The organism is Amycolatopsis halotolerans (assembly GCF_042647905.1).
Taxonomy (GTDB): domain Bacteria; phylum Actinomycetota; class Actinomycetes; order Mycobacteriales; family Pseudonocardiaceae; genus Amycolatopsis; species Amycolatopsis halotolerans.
On the sequence record NZ_JBHRWI010000014.1, the window covers coordinates 43,558 to 59,163 of the forward strand.

At 68.8% G+C, this 15,606-nt stretch carries 16 protein-coding genes; 5 read left to right on the forward strand and 11 right to left on the reverse strand.

Annotated features, from left to right (window positions below; genetic code table 11):
- Positions 1-103: 103 nt before the first annotated feature.
- From ACFORO_RS10110 to ACFORO_RS10145, 8 genes are all read right to left on the reverse strand, one after another.
- A complete protein-coding gene (locus ACFORO_RS10110) occupies positions 104-667 on the reverse strand; it encodes an alkaline shock response membrane anchor protein AmaP (protein WP_377868430.1) in 564 nt (187 codons plus the stop codon).
- Positions 664-1,191 (reverse strand): DUF6286 domain-containing protein, encoded by a 528-nt coding sequence (locus ACFORO_RS10115; protein ID WP_377868431.1) that lies wholly within the window; start codon positions 1,189-1,191, stop codon positions 664-666. Before ACFORO_RS10115 ends, ACFORO_RS10110 begins: the two co-directional genes overlap by 4 nt.
- Positions 1,188-1,556 carry an Asp23/Gls24 family envelope stress response protein gene (locus ACFORO_RS10120; RefSeq protein ID WP_377868432.1) on the reverse strand — a complete coding sequence of 123 codons (369 nt, stop codon included), beginning with the start codon at positions 1,554-1,556 and terminating at the stop codon, positions 1,188-1,190. The genes ACFORO_RS10115 and ACFORO_RS10120 overlap by 4 nt, the downstream gene beginning before the upstream one ends.
- A gap of 3 nt (positions 1,557-1,559) precedes the next feature.
- On the reverse strand, positions 1,560-1,736 hold the full coding sequence (locus tag ACFORO_RS10125; RefSeq protein ID WP_344275056.1) for a hypothetical protein: 177 nt from the start codon (positions 1,734-1,736) through the stop codon (positions 1,560-1,562).
- On the reverse strand, positions 1,733-2,050 hold the full coding sequence (locus tag ACFORO_RS10130) for a hypothetical protein (RefSeq protein WP_377868433.1): 318 nt from the start codon (positions 2,048-2,050) through the stop codon (positions 1,733-1,735). The genes ACFORO_RS10125 and ACFORO_RS10130 overlap by 4 nt, the downstream gene beginning before the upstream one ends.
- Positions 2,051-2,264: 214 nt before the next feature.
- Entirely contained in the window at positions 2,265-2,726 is a 462-nt protein-coding gene (locus ACFORO_RS10135) for an Asp23/Gls24 family envelope stress response protein (protein WP_377868434.1), read from the reverse strand.
- Positions 2,727-3,521: 795 nt separating this feature from the next.
- Positions 3,522-4,196 carry a fasciclin domain-containing protein gene (locus ACFORO_RS10140; protein WP_377868435.1) on the reverse strand — a complete coding sequence of 225 codons (675 nt, stop codon included), beginning with the start codon at positions 4,194-4,196 and terminating at the stop codon, positions 3,522-3,524.
- 111 nt (positions 4,197-4,307) lie between these two features.
- Complete coding sequence (locus tag ACFORO_RS10145) at positions 4,308-5,870, reverse strand: molybdopterin-dependent oxidoreductase (RefSeq protein WP_377868436.1); 1,563 nt, start codon at positions 5,868-5,870, stop codon at positions 4,308-4,310.
- A 145-nt stretch (positions 5,871-6,015) separates the two neighbouring features.
- Here ACFORO_RS10145 and ACFORO_RS10150 point away from each other — a divergent pair, with 145 nt between their 5' ends.
- From ACFORO_RS10150 to ACFORO_RS10160, 3 genes are all read left to right on the forward strand, one after another.
- The gene (locus ACFORO_RS10150; protein WP_377868437.1) at positions 6,016-6,714 is read left to right on the forward strand and encodes an anti-sigma factor; all 699 of its coding nucleotides are present in this window, start codon (positions 6,016-6,018) and stop codon (positions 6,712-6,714) included.
- A gap of 80 nt (positions 6,715-6,794) precedes the next feature.
- Positions 6,795-7,265, forward strand: coding sequence for a sigma factor-like helix-turn-helix DNA-binding protein (locus ACFORO_RS10155; protein ID WP_377868438.1), 471 nt, complete (start codon positions 6,795-6,797; stop codon positions 7,263-7,265).
- 640 nt (positions 7,266-7,905) lie between these two features.
- Positions 7,906-8,538: an ArsR/SmtB family transcription factor gene (locus tag ACFORO_RS10160; protein WP_377868439.1), complete on the forward strand. Its 633-nt coding sequence runs from the start codon at positions 7,906-7,908 to the stop codon at positions 8,536-8,538.
- 136 nt (positions 8,539-8,674) lie between these two features.
- Here ACFORO_RS10160 and ACFORO_RS10165 read toward each other — a convergent pair whose 3' ends face one another.
- The gene (locus ACFORO_RS10165) at positions 8,675-9,049 is read right to left on the reverse strand and encodes a hypothetical protein (RefSeq protein ID WP_377868440.1); all 375 of its coding nucleotides are present in this window, start codon (positions 9,047-9,049) and stop codon (positions 8,675-8,677) included.
- A gap of 636 nt (positions 9,050-9,685) precedes the next feature.
- Between ACFORO_RS10165 and ACFORO_RS10170 the strand changes: the two genes are divergently transcribed.
- Both ACFORO_RS10170 and ACFORO_RS10175 read left to right on the forward strand, forming a co-directional pair.
- Positions 9,686-11,539 carry a glycosyltransferase family 4 protein gene (locus ACFORO_RS10170; RefSeq protein WP_377896530.1) on the forward strand — a complete coding sequence of 618 codons (1,854 nt, stop codon included), beginning with the start codon at positions 9,686-9,688 and terminating at the stop codon, positions 11,537-11,539.
- Positions 11,506-12,714 (forward strand): hypothetical protein, encoded by a 1,209-nt coding sequence (locus tag ACFORO_RS10175; protein ID WP_377896531.1) that lies wholly within the window; start codon positions 11,506-11,508, stop codon positions 12,712-12,714. The genes ACFORO_RS10170 and ACFORO_RS10175 overlap by 34 nt, the downstream gene beginning before the upstream one ends.
- On the opposite strand, the gene ACFORO_RS10180 is transcribed toward ACFORO_RS10175, so the two are convergent.
- Both ACFORO_RS10180 and ACFORO_RS10185 read right to left on the reverse strand, forming a co-directional pair.
- Positions 12,691-14,691, reverse strand: coding sequence for an NB-ARC domain-containing protein (locus ACFORO_RS10180; protein WP_377868441.1), 2,001 nt, complete (start codon positions 14,689-14,691; stop codon positions 12,691-12,693). The genes ACFORO_RS10175 and ACFORO_RS10180 overlap by 24 nt on opposite strands.
- Positions 14,685-15,584 (reverse strand): hypothetical protein, encoded by a 900-nt coding sequence (locus ACFORO_RS10185; protein WP_377868442.1) that lies wholly within the window; start codon positions 15,582-15,584, stop codon positions 14,685-14,687. Before ACFORO_RS10185 ends, ACFORO_RS10180 begins: the two co-directional genes overlap by 7 nt.
- Positions 15,585-15,606 lie beyond the last annotated feature (22 nt).

The following is a 15,606-nucleotide window of genomic DNA, read 5'->3' on the forward strand; positions in this document are numbered from 1 at the left end:
AGCGGTCCGGCACCGGATGGGCGCAACTGCCCGCATCGTCGGCTCGCGAAGGTCGGAAAGCGTTGGGCAAGCCGTGAGGCTCCGGCGTATTCCGGGAAGAGCTCTACCCGACACGCGACGTCGCACGGCTGGTGAACCGGAACTCGATCGCGACCGGAATGTCCTTCAGCTCCAACGCTTCCTCGAGCCGCGGCAGGCTCTCCTCGGCGACACGCCTGCGGATTTCGCCGAGGTCGACGTCCTGCTCGCACGTGACGATCACTGCCAGAGCTGGCGTCTCCCGGGTCCCGGCAAGGGACGCGCTCGCCTTGCGCACTCCGGGATACCCGCGCAGTTCCTCGGCGAAGGGGACGACCGCGTCGTCCGCGCGCAGCTCGGTGCGTCCGTAGGCGGGATCAGTCTCGAACCGCCACACTCCCGTGCGCGGCCGGTGCGCGAGCTGGGCGAGCAGCCAGCGCAAAGCGAGGAGCCCCACCACGACCGCCGCCGCGGCGATCGCGTAAAGCACCCAGGTGGGCGGCTCTCCTGTGCCCGGCACGAGCGGCGCTTCGGGATCAATGAGCCTGAGCACACGGAAATGGGTGGCCAGACCGAAGCCGCCCGCAGCGAGCAGCACGAGACCGATCACCGCGAGCAGAAAGCGGTTGAGCGCGGCCGGCCGATTCATGACCCCTCCCTCGTAGCACGAACCCGCACCGACACCGCGGGCCGTCGAGCCGGTGCGATGTGGTCGAGCCGCGACTCGACGGCAGTACGGACCGCGTCCGTCAGCCCGTCCGTCCGAGTGCGTGCCGTTTTCACCCGCACCTTGACCTTGCGCGAGCCGGTCGAGAGCCGGGCTCGCTCGACCCCGTCCACCTCCGCCGCGGCCGCACGCAACGCGGACCGGTAGCCCACGGTGTCGGCACCGGAATCCGGGTCGCCCGTCAACGGGAGGATCCGGCGTTTGCCCGGCAGGAGCGCGGCCCACAGCAGCACCAGCCCGACGAGCGCTACCGCACCCGAAATCAGCGCTGGGACGAGATCAGTCCAGTGCGCGTTGTGGACGGCAGCGGCGACCGCGCGATAGTCCAGCCACGGCCGGTTCCCGGTCAGCCGCTGAATCACCGCGACAGCAACCAGTACGCACACGGCCAGCAGCGCACCGGCGGTCAAGCTCGCCGGAAGAGACCGGCGGGTTCGGCGTTTCACTCGACCCTCCTCTGCTCAGCGGCCTCGGCGTGCAAAGCCGTCACCGTGATGCCGACGCGCCGGACCGGCATCCCGGTCAGCTCCTCGACCCGCCCCCGCAGATGGCCGCGGACCCGTTCGGTCGTCCCGCCGACCGGAGCCGGGTACTCCAGCGAGATCCGCACGTCCAGTTCCACCTCGCCGCCCGCGATCCGGACGGACGTTTTCGCCGACCGGTCCAGCGCTTCCCCGCCGAGGCTGATCCCGAGCGTCCGCCCGGCGGCCCCGCCGACCCGGTCGATCTCGCCCGCCGCATGGGCGGCCAGCCGTTCGACGGCGTGCTCGCTGATCGCGAGGCTGCCCCGCTCCTCCGCTGCGACAGCCACAGCTCACCCCCGATCGCGGCCAGTGAGCTGCGAGAGGTCGAGCTTGCCGTCGAGCAGACGACCGACGAGCAAACCCACCGCGCCCAGCACGAGGACGAGCAGGAACGCACCGAAGCCGCCGATCGCGGCGGCAATGCCCAGCGCGAGGCCGGTGATCAGGCCCAATCCCGTTGCGTTCACGACACCGTCTCCTTCCTGTTCTCCGACTCGGTTCCCGCCGCAGCCGGCACTTCGACGTCGGCGATCAGCACATGCACCGGCCACCCGGGCGACGCGACAGCAGCACGCACCGCGGCCGCCACGTCACCCGCCGAGAACGGAGCCCAGACCGTCACGCCGACGGTCACGTCCGCCTCAGTCACCCGCACTCCGCTCACCCGGCCGCCCGCACCAAGCGTCGCGACCCGGCCGAACGGGCCGCTGTGCAGCTCCGCCACCTCCGGCAGCTCGCGCACGGCAGCGACGATCCAGGCGGCCTCCTCAAGCGGGTTCATCGCGGCCAACCGTCCGCGCCGAGCGCCGCGGCCCGGCCGGACCGCCCGCCGCACATGCCTGCCGTCACCGGCAGCCGGACCGCCGAGAGCACCCGTTCAGCCTCCACAAGCCCGCTCGGTGCATCCGACCGCCGCCGGACACAACCGCCCCCGGCTGGCCGTCCGCCCACGTCGGGCACCCCGGCGACGGTCCGACCCGGCCACGCGACCGCGCTCACTGCACCCGGCCGCTGTCGCCGGACGCGTCCTCCTCGTCGTCGGACGGCAGGTGCAGGTCTCCCACGTTGATGTTGACCTCCACCACCTCCAGCCCGGTCATCCCCTCCACCGCGCCGATCACGTTCCGCCGGATCGAGCGCGCGACGTCCGCGATCGAAACGCCGTACTCCACCACGATCTGCAGGTCCACCGCGGCCTGTTTCTCCCCCACCTCGACCGAAACACCCTGCCCGGCCGACGCCGTCGCACCCGGAATCCGCTCCCGCAGCGCCGAAAACGCCCGCGCCGCACCACCGCCCAGGTCGTAGACCCCGGGGATCTCGCGCGTCGCCAGCCCGGCGATCTTCTGCACCACCACGTCCGCGACCGTGGTCGTCCCCTGCGAACTGGTCAGCGGACCCGTGTTGACCCGCTCCACGTCCTGGGACTTGGCCGCCGTGTCAGTCGTCGAAGCCATCGAATCTCCTCCGGTCGTTTCCCGTTCTTTCAGTTCATCGGTTCGACCCGCCGGTCACGCGAAACTCACTCCCCGAACGAGTGGCGACGATCACATCATCGGGTGAGTGACGATTTCGGATCCGCGTTGTCGGCCTGCCTGGCGCATTTTTCGTACCGTCCGCGAAACGTGAACGTTTTCCGCACCGCTGCTCAGACTTGGCTCTCCGCTGAATATCTTGCCCGTGTGCATCGTGCTCGCGAGCGCCGGACCCTGCCGCAATCATCGCGGAACAAGGCCCCGGATTCCCTCCGCTCAAGAACGAACACACTTCAGTCCTTTGCGGACTGACGACGGCGTCCGACCGAACCCAGCATAGCGGGCGATCGCGTCGACCGTGCCCACTGCCGGCTGACCGAGCGCGGCAGAGAGCGCCCGCAGTTGCATCGGCGCCGATGCACACCGTCACTCGCACCTCCAGCACGCCAAGACATTCCGGCGCTGGTTCCGCGCGCCAGATCCAGGGGACCTGACAACAACGGCGGCTTCACTGCTCTGATTTCGCGCACCGGCACGGGCCGGCCGGCACCACGAGCCTGGAGTGAGCAAGCTGTGGCACCGGCCGGCGGGACGCTGCCGCTGTCGCGTCCCCCGACGGCGAATGTCACGCGCCTCGCCGTCAGTCTTTGGTGGCAGAACGGGTTTCGCGTTCGTACAGCGAGGCACGGCCGCCGCGGTTCCGGGTGATCGGCGGAGCCGCGGCGGCCGTTGTTCCGGACTTCCCGCAACGCAGGGGTGAAAGCCCGGAGCCGGGTGCTATTTGTTGGTGCCGGGGGTGAGGACCTTGTCGATCACGAACACGGTCGCGTTCTTGGTCGGGATGTTGCCGCACAGGATCTTCGCGCCGTTGACCGTCATGTTGTCGCCGGAGCCCTCGATCTTGAGCGGCCCGCCCGCCGTGTTCAGCGAGGTCACATCGCCCGCGGAAGCGAGTCCCTTCGCGTCGTAGCGCTTGCCCAGCACGTGGTACTGCAGAATCGGCGCGAGCTGGGTCGGGTTCTTGGCCAGCTCATTGAACTTCGCGTCGCCCAAAGCAGCAAACGCCGAGTCCGCAGGCGCGAACACGGTGATCGCCTGCTGGCTGTTCAAGGTGTCGACCAGGTTGGTCGCCTTGACGGCGGCGACCAGTTTCGTCAGCAGCGGGTTGGTCGAGGCCGCGCTGGCCACCGGCTGCGGACCCATCGAGTCCAGCGAGCCTGGAGCATTGCCCTGGGGCAGCTTGGAACACGCCGGACCAAACACATCGGCGTTGGTGGTCATCCCGTCGCCCGAGGAAGCGCTGCTGGACATCGGCGCGGACATCGAACTCGACATCGGCGCACTGCTGGAACTGCCGCTGCCGGAGGAGGCCTGGTCGTTGCTGCTGCACGCGGTCAGCGCGAGCGCGGCGACGGCGGTGAGGCCGATTCCGGCGGTGCGAAGGGTTTTCACGAGTGTTCTCCGTTCACAATGGACTGATCCGCGCCGGCCGGTCGAACGGCCGGTTGTACGGGGGATTCGGCGCCGCGCTCGGCCCGGATGGGTCTGGCGGGAAGAAAATTCTCAGCTCGCGATGAACGTGCTGGAGTGCCAGCCGGTCGCTCCGTTCGGCACGGTCCCGGCGCGCTGGTCGGTCTGGGTATAGCCGGTCTTGTCAGTGGCGCGGACGAATACCTGGTGGGTGCCGGGTTTCACGGCGATCTGGGTCCACCACATCCGCCAGGTGTTCAGATTGACCTCAGCCGAAAGCGTGACCGGCTGCCAGTCCCCGTTGTCGACCCGGATCTCCACCTTTTCGATGCCGTTGTGCTGCGACCACGCGATCCCGGCCAGCCGCACCGCACCGGCCGGAACCGTGGCGAAGCCCTTGGGCGTATCGATCCGCGACTCGGTTTTGATCGGAGCCTGCTCGCTCCACCCGCGTTTGAGCCAATACGCCTGCCGCGCCCGCCACGTGGTCACTTCGATGTCCACGACCCATTTCGTGGCCGACACGTAGCCGTAGAGCCCGGGTGTCACGAGCCGCGCGGGAAAACCGTGTTCCAGCGGCAACGGTTCGCGGTTCATCCCGATCGCCAGCATCGCCCCTCGGCTGCGGTCGAGCGCGGCCTCGACCGGCGTACCGGAGGTCCACCCGTCCACGCTGGTGCAGAACAGCTGCTCCGCGCCCGGACGCACCCCGGCTTCGCCGAGCAAGTCGGCCAGGTCGATGCCGACGAAGTTCGACGTGGACACGTAGTCGCCGCCGACCTCATTGGACACGCAGGTCATGGTGATCGTGCGCTCGACGAGCGGCCGGTTCCGGATGTCGCTGTAACTGTAGGTCCGTTCCTTCTCGACCATGCCGTGGATGCGCAGGCTCCAGTCTTCCGTGCGAACCTGCGGCACGGACAACGCGGTGTCCACCCGGTAGAAATCCGGATTCGGCGTGAGAAATCGCGGCGTGCCCAGTTTCGCGAAGTCCGCGTCGGCCGGGATCGCGGGCGCGATAGTGGCGGGCACGAGTTTCCCCACCGCCTCGCGGGATGCGGTCGCGTCGCGGGTTCCGCTGATCAACTGCCCGGCCCCGCCGAACGCGCCGGCTCCGACGACGACCCCGGCACCGCCGAGCAGGAAGGAACGGCGGGACGCGCCCGAAGAACCGCTGCCCGCCACGATGTCTTTTCTCGGAGCGATTCGGTGCAGCAGAAGGAAAATCGCCACCCCGAGCACCAGGCTGGCGAGCGGCGCCAGCAGAGCGACCGCGGAAAGGTCCGGCCGTTCGTAGACGGCGAACCCGCCCACCAGGCCGAACAACGCGATGATCGCCGCCCCGATCACGGGCGAGCGGGCCGAGAGCATTCCGGCGACCGCGGCGACCGCCACCATCACCACCGCCATCCCGCTGAGCAGCACCAGCTTGTCGTGCGTGCCGAACGTCCGCACCGCGAAGTCCTTGAGCTGCACCGGGGTGAGGTCGATCGCCCCGTTGCCGACCGCGAGGTACGGAGACGCGTTGATGCTGATGAACGAAGCGACCAGATGTCCCGCGGCCAGCGCGGCGAGCAGGGCGAGCACGCCGCACAACGCCGCGGACGGCAGCCGCAGTCTCGCCGCGCCGGCTTCGGGAACTTCCGCAGTGGTCATAACGGTCCTTCGGTACCGAAGGCTCACCGGTTTGGTGCGAACCCGGACCAAACCGGGGACGCCTCCGCGACGAATGCCTCCTGACGCGCAGCTGATCAATGCTGTCCATAGTGGACTTTCGACGAGCAGCGCAGGAAGGGACGGCATGGCTACCGCCGACACGCACATGCTGACCGGCGCATACGCACTCGACGCGGTGACCGGCGCCGAACGGGCTCATTTCGAGCAGCACCTGTTGGTGTGCGGGACGTGCGCCCAGGAAGTGCGCGAGCTGCGGGAGGTCGCGACGCGGATGGGCGTCGCGGCAACCGTTCAGCCGGACCAGGGGCTGCGCACTGCTGTGCTGGCCGAGGTCGCGGCCACCCGGCAAACACGGCCGCTCGATCCGGGGCCGCGCTCGAGGCGCACCCGGATCGCGGTCGCTCTCTTCGCCGCGGCAGCTGCCGTCGGCGGGATCGTCGCCGGTGTCGCGCTGAGCGAGCACCCGGCTCCCACCGCACCGGTCGCCGCCGGATCGGCCGACGTACGCCAGGCCCCGGACGCGAACACCTTCACCAGCCGCGGTGCTGGTGGCACGCTCACCGCCACCGTTTCCCGGTCGCTGGGGAAAGTGTCCGTCGCGCTCGACGGCATGCCGTCGCTCGATGCCCGGCACGCCTACCAGGTTTGGCTGATCGGGCCCGGCGGCGCGCATTCGGCGGGGCTGCTCCGCCCCGGTTCCGGACCGGCCCCGCTCGTCGGCGCGCTGCCGCCGGACACCGACCGGATCGGCGTCACCGTCGAACCGGCCGGCGGGTCCCCCCGGCCCACCACCGCGGGCGTCGCCCGGCTCGATCTCAGCTGAGACCCACGAGCGGCGGTTCGCATCGCCGATGCCCGGGTAGCCTCACGCCAGAGCCGGAGCAGACGGGTGGAGGAACCTCGATGACGGCCGCACCGCACGACGCGCACCTGCGTGCGCTGCCCTCTTGGCTGAGCGGCGATCCCTCGTTCGGGGAACGAATGGTCTCGCTGGGTTACCGGGTCGCCCGTAACCTGGGCTCGTCGTCGCGCGTGCGGAAACGGGTGTGGCGGAGAGTCACCGCCGAACTCGCGGCCTCGGACGTCGCGGGGCCGGATTACGGGCGACTGGCACGAGACCGCATCCTGGCGTCGCTGCACACCGAGTTTCCCTCCGCCCGCCAGACGGCGAAACTGGATTCCGCGGCCCGCGAGGCGGTCCTGCTCGACGAACTCGCGCTTCTGCCGCCCCGCCAGCGTTTCGCGCTCTGGGCGACCGCGATGGAGCACCGAAGCCTAGCCGACATCGCGGACACAACTGGCTGGACGCCGACGCAGGTCGCCCGCCTGCTCCGGACCGGGTTGCGTACAGTCGGGTCCCACACCCCGGAGTGAGTCCTTCGGGCCTGCTCACCGGAAGCCGTGGTGCTTTGCCTCGTCGGTCGGCATTGGACAGTCCTCTCTGATTCGGCACGGCTGAAAGCCGAGAACAGGTGCTGCGTCTCCGACCAAGCCAGACGTACGCTCCGCCGACGGCCAAAAATACGATCACCGTTCGGAGCCGACAGCGCGACCATCGCGGAATTCGCACGGAAAAGAGCCGCGGCCGTTAGGATGCGAGTCGTTCGTGGACCGGGCATGCACGGCGGGCCATGGGCGGCGAGACACGGGGAGCGGGGGCGGAGGATGGCACTGCGGCTGCACTTCACCTCAGACGACCTCGCACGCACTCGCGTCGCGGCTGAGCCGCACCCGATGTGGGAGTTGGTGCTGAGCCTGCACCAACTGCAATCCGGGCGCTGTCGCCACTGCCAACGAGACTGGCTCGGCCAGACCCTCCGCAGCCTCCGCCAGCGAGGCCTTCGACAGCGCCTCAAGCTGCTGGTCGCGATCAACCCGGCCCGCGGCGACTTCCCGGATTTCCTGACTCCCCCCGACACCGGCGGCACTTTCCCGGAGGCGCTGCAGAGCGTGCTCGGCACGCCGAAACCGAGACTGCACGCCGAACTCACGGGGCTGCCGAGCTTCCGGTCGTTTGCCGGAAGTCCGGTCGATCGCGGCGGGAGAAATCGCCGGACTGAAAATGCTGGAGGAGGCCGCCGCCTGGTACCAGCGAGCAGCGCTGGCTCCGCACTGGGCGACTATGAGCCAGATGATCGGAGACGACCGCAATGCCCGCGCCCAGCAACTGGCCGCCGGCGGAGTGGAGGAGCTGCTGGCCCTCCTCCCCGGAACACAGCGCTGGACCTCGCCCGTGTTGCATCTGGACTATCCCACAGACAAAGACTTGCACCTTCGCGGCAGGGGGATCACGCTGGTCCCCTCGTACTTCTGCGTAGGCCGGCCGGTCACGTTGGTCGATCCCGAACTTCCGCCCGTGCTGACGTATCCGCTCGAGGTCACGACCGTGCGGCCCAGACGCGACGCACTGTCCGATTTGCTCGGCGGCACCAGGGCGCACATCCTGCGCATGGTCCAGGTACCCCGATCCACTACCGCCCTCGCCGACAAGGTTGGCGCGTCGCCGGGATCGGTCAGCAAGCACACCAAGGTCCTTCGTCAAGCCGGCCTGATCACCAGCAGCCGTCGCGGCGCGACGATGCTGCACCTGACGACAGGCTTGGGGAGGAGGCTGCTGGCCGCCGAAACCAGCGGAACTCCATGCTGACGACAGAATCGGGAGGCCAGGCCACGGCCAGCGGACCAGCCGCACGGCGCAACGACCTCGCCGGAAGCGGTGGCCCGGCGTCGCCTTGGCCCCAGGCAACGTTGCGACGCCGGGCGCGCAGCGCGGGAGCACCGGATCAACCGACCTTCGCATAGTGCCATTTACTGCTGTAATAGGACTCGTAGCCGTAGCTGATATATGCATCACTGTACCCGCATTGGGCATAGCTGGTCTTGCCTTTCCCGACCTTCTTTCCTCGTTCCCAGTAAGAAGTGAACAACGGGCCGCGGCAATGAATCGCGGCCCGCACCGGCTTGCACGAATTATGCGTCGTTTTGTCGACGGTCACCGAGACCTCGTATACCCCTCCGTGCAAACCGAGCGACGTGCCGTGGCACGCGCTCGGAGGATCAGGGGCGGCGGTGCCTGGAGCAACGAAAACCAACCCCGCGGCCAAGACCGCGCCGACCGCACCGCCCAGCACGGCTCGGCCGGAAACGAGCTTCCGCATGTTCACCCCTCTTCGCAGTTGACGACTCTTGCGAGCCACAGTGTTCCGCGCAGGACCGCTTGCGGCTCGACCATTGCCTTCAGCGGAAAACGTTTGACAACAGCAGCGAACTGCTTTGCCTAAGCTGAACTGCGCCGGGGCGGCAGGCTTCGCAGAGCCGTCTCGATCACCAGCGTCCGCCGAGCGGGCCGAATCGCAAGCATCACCCGACCGCTTCGGAGCCCCTCCCGAGCAGCACCGCCAAGCGATCCGACTCCTCTCCAGCGCCCACGGCTTCCAGAACGGCGAGGCAGCCATCCCCCGCGCGCCACATTGAGGTTTCTCAGTAGCCGCAGTGTGCGGCCTCGCCGCGGCAACGCGCAACGCTCGGCTCCGCCTCCGCCGACGTACGTGAGGGGAACCCTCATTGACTCTGATTCCCCCAGGGTTCCCCTCGCGTACGGTGCTCACCCAGCCGGACACGGCCGGTGCCCACCGGCCGGACCGGCGGGCACCGGCCGGGGCGGCTTCACCCGCGCCTCGCCAGGCACCCGCGAGGCTTACCGCCCCGCGGCGGCGCAGCAGGCCGATCTGCGCGACGAGATCGTGCGCTACCTTAGGCCAAGGAAGCGATTCTTGGCCCGATTGCCTGAGGAAATGACTATTCCGACAGTTGCCGTCGCGGTGCACGACGGCTACTACGGCTGCGGAACTGGTGCCGGCTATGCGAACTACGGTTTCCTCGCCACCCTCACCCGCGTGCTTCCGCCAGAGGTGCGGCTCGTCGTGCTCCCCCTCCGGCTGGTTCCTGGCAGTCCGGAGCATCATCCGCACTGGCATCGCCGCGCGCGGAAACTGCTGCGCCGAGCCATGGTCCTGCCCGTCGACAACGGCACCGGCGGTCAGGATCGCTGGGGCACTCTCGAGAACTTCCGCGCTCTCGTCTGCAGCACAGCCGACAGCCTGCGCGAGCTACGCCGGTCGACAGGCCCCCTGCTCGTCCTCGCGTTCGACGCACCGTTCCTCGGCCTCGGCACAACCCTGCCGCCCGACCTCCTGCCGCACCTGGTGCTCGTGCCCCGTTCGAGCGCGAGAATCCACGCGCCGCACGACATCGAACGTATCGAGTGGGAGCGCGACGGATTGCTCGCCGCGGCGGCCGGTGGCGCACACATAGCCACGATCTCCCCGTTTTTGGCCGAGCATCTTCGAAACGAGTACCGCGTCCCGCCCGAGTCGCTGGCAACTCTGCAGGACGGACTCGTGCCCGACGATTGGGCCAGGCTCCAAGTGGCGACGGCCGCCGATCTCCCTCCGTTCGTGCTCGCGATGGGCCGGGCCGAACCGTACAAAGGATTCGAAGACCTCCTTGACGCTTGGGAAATCCTGCGGCACGACAACGTCGCCCTTCCCCGCCTCGTCCTGGCCGCCACCAGTGAACAGCCCCAGCCCACGCCCTACCAGAAGAAGCTGCGGCGCAAGGCCGAGCGACTCGGCGCTCGGATCAGCCTGCCGACCCGGTTCACCCCGGACACGGCCCGGCTCCTGGGACACCGAAACCTGCTGTCCGTCGTGGTCCCCTCCCGCGCGGAACCCTTCGGGCGGATTCCCATGGAGGCCTTCGCGGCAGGCGCGGCGCCTGTGATCACCACGACACAGCACGGCCTCGCCGGGCAGATCATCAACGGCAGCACCGGCTTCGTCAGTGACGCAGGGTCACCGCCAAGCTTGGCCGCCGCCCTGCGCCGCGCGCTGTCTCTTTGCCCCGACCAGCGTGCTGCCATGCGCAACCGCGCTTTCCAGGTCGCGTTGCGTGACTACGACCATCCGGCCGCCGTGCGCGCCTTCCTCGCCCGGCACGCGCCGTGGCTCGCGCTCCCGAGCCCGGACGATCGGTTACGGTGGCTGAACGCCGCCACCCCCGCCCCGAGGAGCCCCGTGTCCACCGTGCCGCCGGTCAAAGTGCCGATCGGACGCCAGGCACCGCATTGGACGACTGTCCAGGCCGAACGGCGCGTCCTCGTCGTGGTCCACCACGTCACGTCCCTGCTGCGACTGCTCGACGTCCTGCCGGTCTTCGGCTCCGACACCCGGATCCAAGCCGTGTTCACCTGGAACGGCTCGGACCCCTTCCGGCACGGACTGCACCCCCACCTCGACCGCCTCGGCGCCGCGGTCATCCCCTGGACACAGGCGATCGAGACGGAATTCGACCTCGTGCTGGCCGCCAATCACGGCGGACTCACCGAAATAACCGATCCGCTGATTGTCCTGCCGCACGGCGCGGGGTACACTAAAAATTCTCCCGGAAACCGGAAACCGGAAACCGGAAACCGGAAACCGGAAACCGGAAACCGGAAACCGGAAACCGGAAACCGGAAACCGGAAACCGGAAACCGGAAACCGGAAACCGGACTGTTTTCGGGCTGTCGCCGGAATGGCTCCTCTACGACGGGCGGCCGATCGCGACGGCCCAGGTGCTCGCGCACGAAGCGGAGCTGGAGCGGCTGAGCCGGCTCACTCCGGCCGCCGCGGACACCGCCGTCGTGGCCGGGGACCCTGCCTACGACCGGATGCTCGCCAGCAGGCATCTCCGCGACCGCTACCGCGAAGCGCTCGGCATCGCACCGGACCAGAAACTGGTCACCGTCACCTCGACGTGGTGGCGCAACTCGCTGCTGGGCAGCTGGCCGTCGGTGTTCCGGGAGATCCTCGGAAGCCTGGACCGGGACCGGTACCGCGTCGCCGGGCTGCTGCATCCGAACATCTGGCACGGCCACGGCCCCTGGCAGCTGCACACCTGGCTCGCCGACTGCCTCCGCGCCGGACTGCTGCTGCCGCCGCCTGCGGAAGGCTGGCAGGCGGTCCTCCTGGCCTCGGACGTGATCGTCGGCGACCACGGCGCCACGACCGTCTACGGGTCATGCCTTGATCTTCCCGTCCTCCTCGCGACCTACCCGGACGACGACGTGGCGCCGGGATCCGTCGGCGAGCTCCTCGGCCGGTCCGCCGTGCGGCTGAACCGGCACGAACCCCTTGACGTGCAGATCGAACGCGCGCACCAGAACTACCGGCCCGGAAGCCTCGACGAGGTCGCGGCCCTGGTCACCTCCTGCCCCGGAGAATCAGCCGCCCGGCTGCGCAGTCTTTTCTACGACCTGCTCCACCTGCCCGAACCAGCCGACGGACCAGTCGTTCCGACTCTCCCCGTCGAGGCTGTCGCCAGTCCGCCGCCGCCCGCCGAGCACGCGAGCTTCGTCGTGTGCCAACCGCGGGAACCCAGCCGTTTCGGACTCCGCCGGTACCCCGCCGACGTCAGTCTCGACCGCTCCGACTCAGCCGCCTTCGCCGACGCCGTCCTCACCGCGCACGAACACCATCCGGACGACGCCCTGAGACGGCGCGCCGCGATCGTGCTCAGCTCGCTCGGCGACCAGCACGCGCTGACCGACGTCCTCCGTCGCCACCCGCAAGCGACCGTTGCTGCCGCTGCCGCCGCCAACGGCAGCCTGCTTCTCACCAAGTCGGGCCAATTCCTCGAATCGACCTTCGCAGACCCGGAAATTGCCGCGGCGGTCCTGTTCGACCACCTGCTTCGAGAAGCTATTCCGCACGAAGCGACCGTCTCCTGCGGCGGAAAGTTGTTGGACGGCCGCTACATCTCAGTCCCGCAAATCAGCGCGTAACGCCTCCGCGCGCTGGTCTGCCAGCAATTCGTACAGTTCCGCGGCCCGAGCGAGCACCACATTGCCTTCCTCCGCGCGTCCTGTGCGCTTGAGCAGCCTTCCCAGCAGTTCGCCCGTGTACGCCTCGAAGTCGACGATGCCGAGTTCCTTCTCCAACATCAGCGCGGAACGCAGCACCTCCTCGGCTCGCTCATCGTCCGCTTCGGACAGTACTTCGCCCAGATTCGCCAGAGACTTGGCGTGATTGGCCCGATCGGCATCGGCCCCGAAATGCGCCGCCGCGCGTTCGGCCGCCTCGATCGCCTCCGCGACGCGACCGGCCTCGGCGAGAATCGGCGCGCCGTTCATGTCGAGCAGCCGCTCTTCGCGCAGCCGCAGCCCGGCCGGGAAGGCCGGATCCGCGACCAGCCGGGCAGACCGCTCCAAGTGCTCGACCGCGGTCTCGTACTGTTCGAGCCTGCGGTGCACCAACCCTTGCCACACCAACGTCTTCGCCAGGACCGGCACCGCTGCCGCCGCGTCGCCGAGCTGGTCGATCCGCTCCGCCGCGGACGTGAACTGCTCAGCCGCCAAAGCGTGCTCGTGGATCGAGTAATAGGCCTTGCCCAGCTCAGTGTGCAGCGCGACCAGCGGACGAACGTCCCCGGTCTCCTGGCACACCTGCCGCGCGGCCGCCAGGCCGAGGAGATGCACCGCGACCGCGTCCGCATACCGGCCGCGCTGGAACAGGAAGTTCGCCACCGCTTCGGCCAATTCCCAAGTCAGGTCGGCGAAGCCTTCCTCCGCGGCCATCGAAACCACGCGGCGCAGATTCGGCATCTCGGTCTCGAGATCGGCGACCGCCCGCCGGTAGCTGTCCTCCCCCGCATACGCCGGAGCCAAGCTGCCGTCGAACCGGGAACCGAAATGGAACCGGCTGGACAGCACCAGCTCCCGCCCGGCAGCGAAGTCCAGGTATGCCTCGGCCAGCCCCCGGCACAGTTTCCGGACGTCCGCCGGATGCTCGTCTTCGTTCGCATGACGCTGCGCGTGCCGGTGAATGATCGCGTGCATCTCGTACCGGCCGTCGGCCAATTGGCCGACGAGAGTGGCGCGCGACAACGCCAGCACCGTGTCCGAGACCGGCGCTCCCTCTCCGAGCAGCATCGAAGCCGCCCAGGCCGGAAACTGCCGACCGGGGAACAAGCCCAGCCTGCGGTACAACATCTGTTCCCACGGCTGCAGCGTCTGGTACGACGCCTCGTAGACGAACTCGAGCTTCCGGTCGTGGTCCACCTTGAACTCGGCGAGAAAGTCCTGAGCCGACTCGAGCCGGGCAAGCAGGGCGGAAGGCCGATCATGGCGCCGCGCCCGCAGCTGCGCGCCCGCGATCGTCAGCGCCAACGGCAGGCATCCCGTCAATTTCGCGATCTTGGCCAGCGCCCGCTCGTCCTCAGCGTCGTTGATCGGGTCCAGCCCTTGGCTCAGCAATTCAATCCCGTGCTGCTCGGACAGCTCCTTCAGCGGCACCGTCGTGAACTCGGCGAATTCGAAGGCTTCCAGCCGTTGCCTGCTCGTCGCGATCACGACACCGCCTGGCGAAGCCGGGCGCAGCTGCTCGATCGATTCCGCCGAGTCGACGTCGTCGAGCACGACCAGCACGTCCCGGCGCGCGGTCTCGGCCCGGTAGACCGCGAGCTTGCCGTCGAACGTCGGCGGCAGCACGCGCGCCTCGAGCTGCACCAGAAACACATCGAGGATCTCCTCGACCGTCTTCGCCTCCGCGGACGCGCCCATCGAGATTTCCAGCACCAGATCGAACGACGGAGCCAGATCCCGAACACACCACAACATCAGCGCGGTCTTTCCCACCCCGCCGATGCCTTGAAGGACGAATACGCCCTGCTCGCCCTGAGTGCGGGCGAGAGAGACCTGCTCGACCAGCTCGCCGCGCTCCGGCTCCCTGTCGACAAAGCGCCGCGGCGCGGACCTCAGCATCCCGGCCTCCCCTGACCTAGCACAGCCCATCCCCGATCTGTGTGCAGACGACGACACCCTACCGAGCCGGTGCTCCAGCCGTCACTCTCAGCAAGCTGCCGCAGCCGGTTCTCACAGTTCGCGCCAAGGCCTGCGGGGACGCTCAGCGCTTGGGCTATCGGGCCGCCGACCTCGCGTTTGGCTAGGTAGAAGCTGGCGTTGTGCGGGTGAGCACCGTTGTCGACGGTGTAGGTGGCTTCGAGGACTCCGCCGATCCCGGGGAATCGCCGCTGAAGGTCAAGATCAGCGGCTACGAGGTCGTCGCGGTCGGCGACGTTGACCCAGCGCCGCACGAGCGGCGGCACGACCGGCGGTTGCGGACGGACGCGTTCGTAGACGATATTGCGCAGTCCGAGCGGCGATCCGAGCGTGACCAGCAACGGCAACGGGCGGCCGAGGCGATGCGCGGCCTCGAACGCGACGACCGACCCGAGCGAGTGCCCCACCAAGACTTTCGTGTCCGGTCCGATCAGCGCGGCGACGCGCGCCTGAACCTCGGCACGAAGGTCGTCGTCAGTGAGGTAGCGGCTGACCTGGACGATCGCGGTGCGCAGGAGCTTTCCCGCGACAGCCTCCCCCAGCGCGGCCATCGACCGGATGCGGCTGAGCGCGTTGAGAACGGGTCGCAGTCCGGCACCCAGCCCTTGCTCGTCGACGAGGTTGCCGCGCGCCGCGTCCAACGCGTGCCGCACCCGTACCCGGTCCGCGTCGCGGTTTCCGTGTTCGGCGACTTGCTCAGCCCATTCGACAGCGAGCGCCGCGGCGAGATCCGCGGCCTCCGGAGGGAGTTCGTCGGCCTCGCCTTGCCGGTCAGCCGCCAGGAAGAGATCGCAGCCACCAGCAGCGACCTTCAAAGACAGTCGGCGGCAGATTCGC

Bases quoted from the DNA above. Each gene is read 5' to 3' on its own strand.
- ACFORO_RS10110 (WP_377868430.1), bottom strand. From the start codon at position 667: ATGAATCGGCCGGCCGCGCTCAACCGCTTTCTGCTCGCGGTGATCGGT.
- ACFORO_RS10130 (WP_377868433.1), bottom strand. From the start codon at position 2,050: ATGAACCCGCTTGAGGAGGCCGCCTGGATCGTCGCTGCCGTGCGCGAG.
- ACFORO_RS10135 (WP_377868434.1), bottom strand. From the start codon at position 2,726: ATGGCTTCGACGACTGACACGGCGGCCAAGTCCCAGGACGTGGAGCGG.
- ACFORO_RS10145 (WP_377868436.1), bottom strand. From the start codon at position 5,870: ATGACCACTGCGGAAGTTCCCGAAGCCGGCGCGGCGAGACTGCGGCTG.
- ACFORO_RS10150 (WP_377868437.1), top strand. From the start codon at position 6,016: ATGGCTACCGCCGACACGCACATGCTGACCGGCGCATACGCACTCGAC.
- ACFORO_RS10155 (WP_377868438.1), top strand. From the start codon at position 6,795: ATGACGGCCGCACCGCACGACGCGCACCTGCGTGCGCTGCCCTCTTGG.
- ACFORO_RS10165 (WP_377868440.1), bottom strand. From the start codon at position 9,049: ATGCGGAAGCTCGTTTCCGGCCGAGCCGTGCTGGGCGGTGCGGTCGGC.
- ACFORO_RS10170 (WP_377896530.1), top strand. From the start codon at position 9,686: ATGACTATTCCGACAGTTGCCGTCGCGGTGCACGACGGCTACTACGGC.
- ACFORO_RS10180 (WP_377868441.1), bottom strand. From the start codon at position 14,691: ATGCTGAGGTCCGCGCCGCGGCGCTTTGTCGACAGGGAGCCGGAGCGC.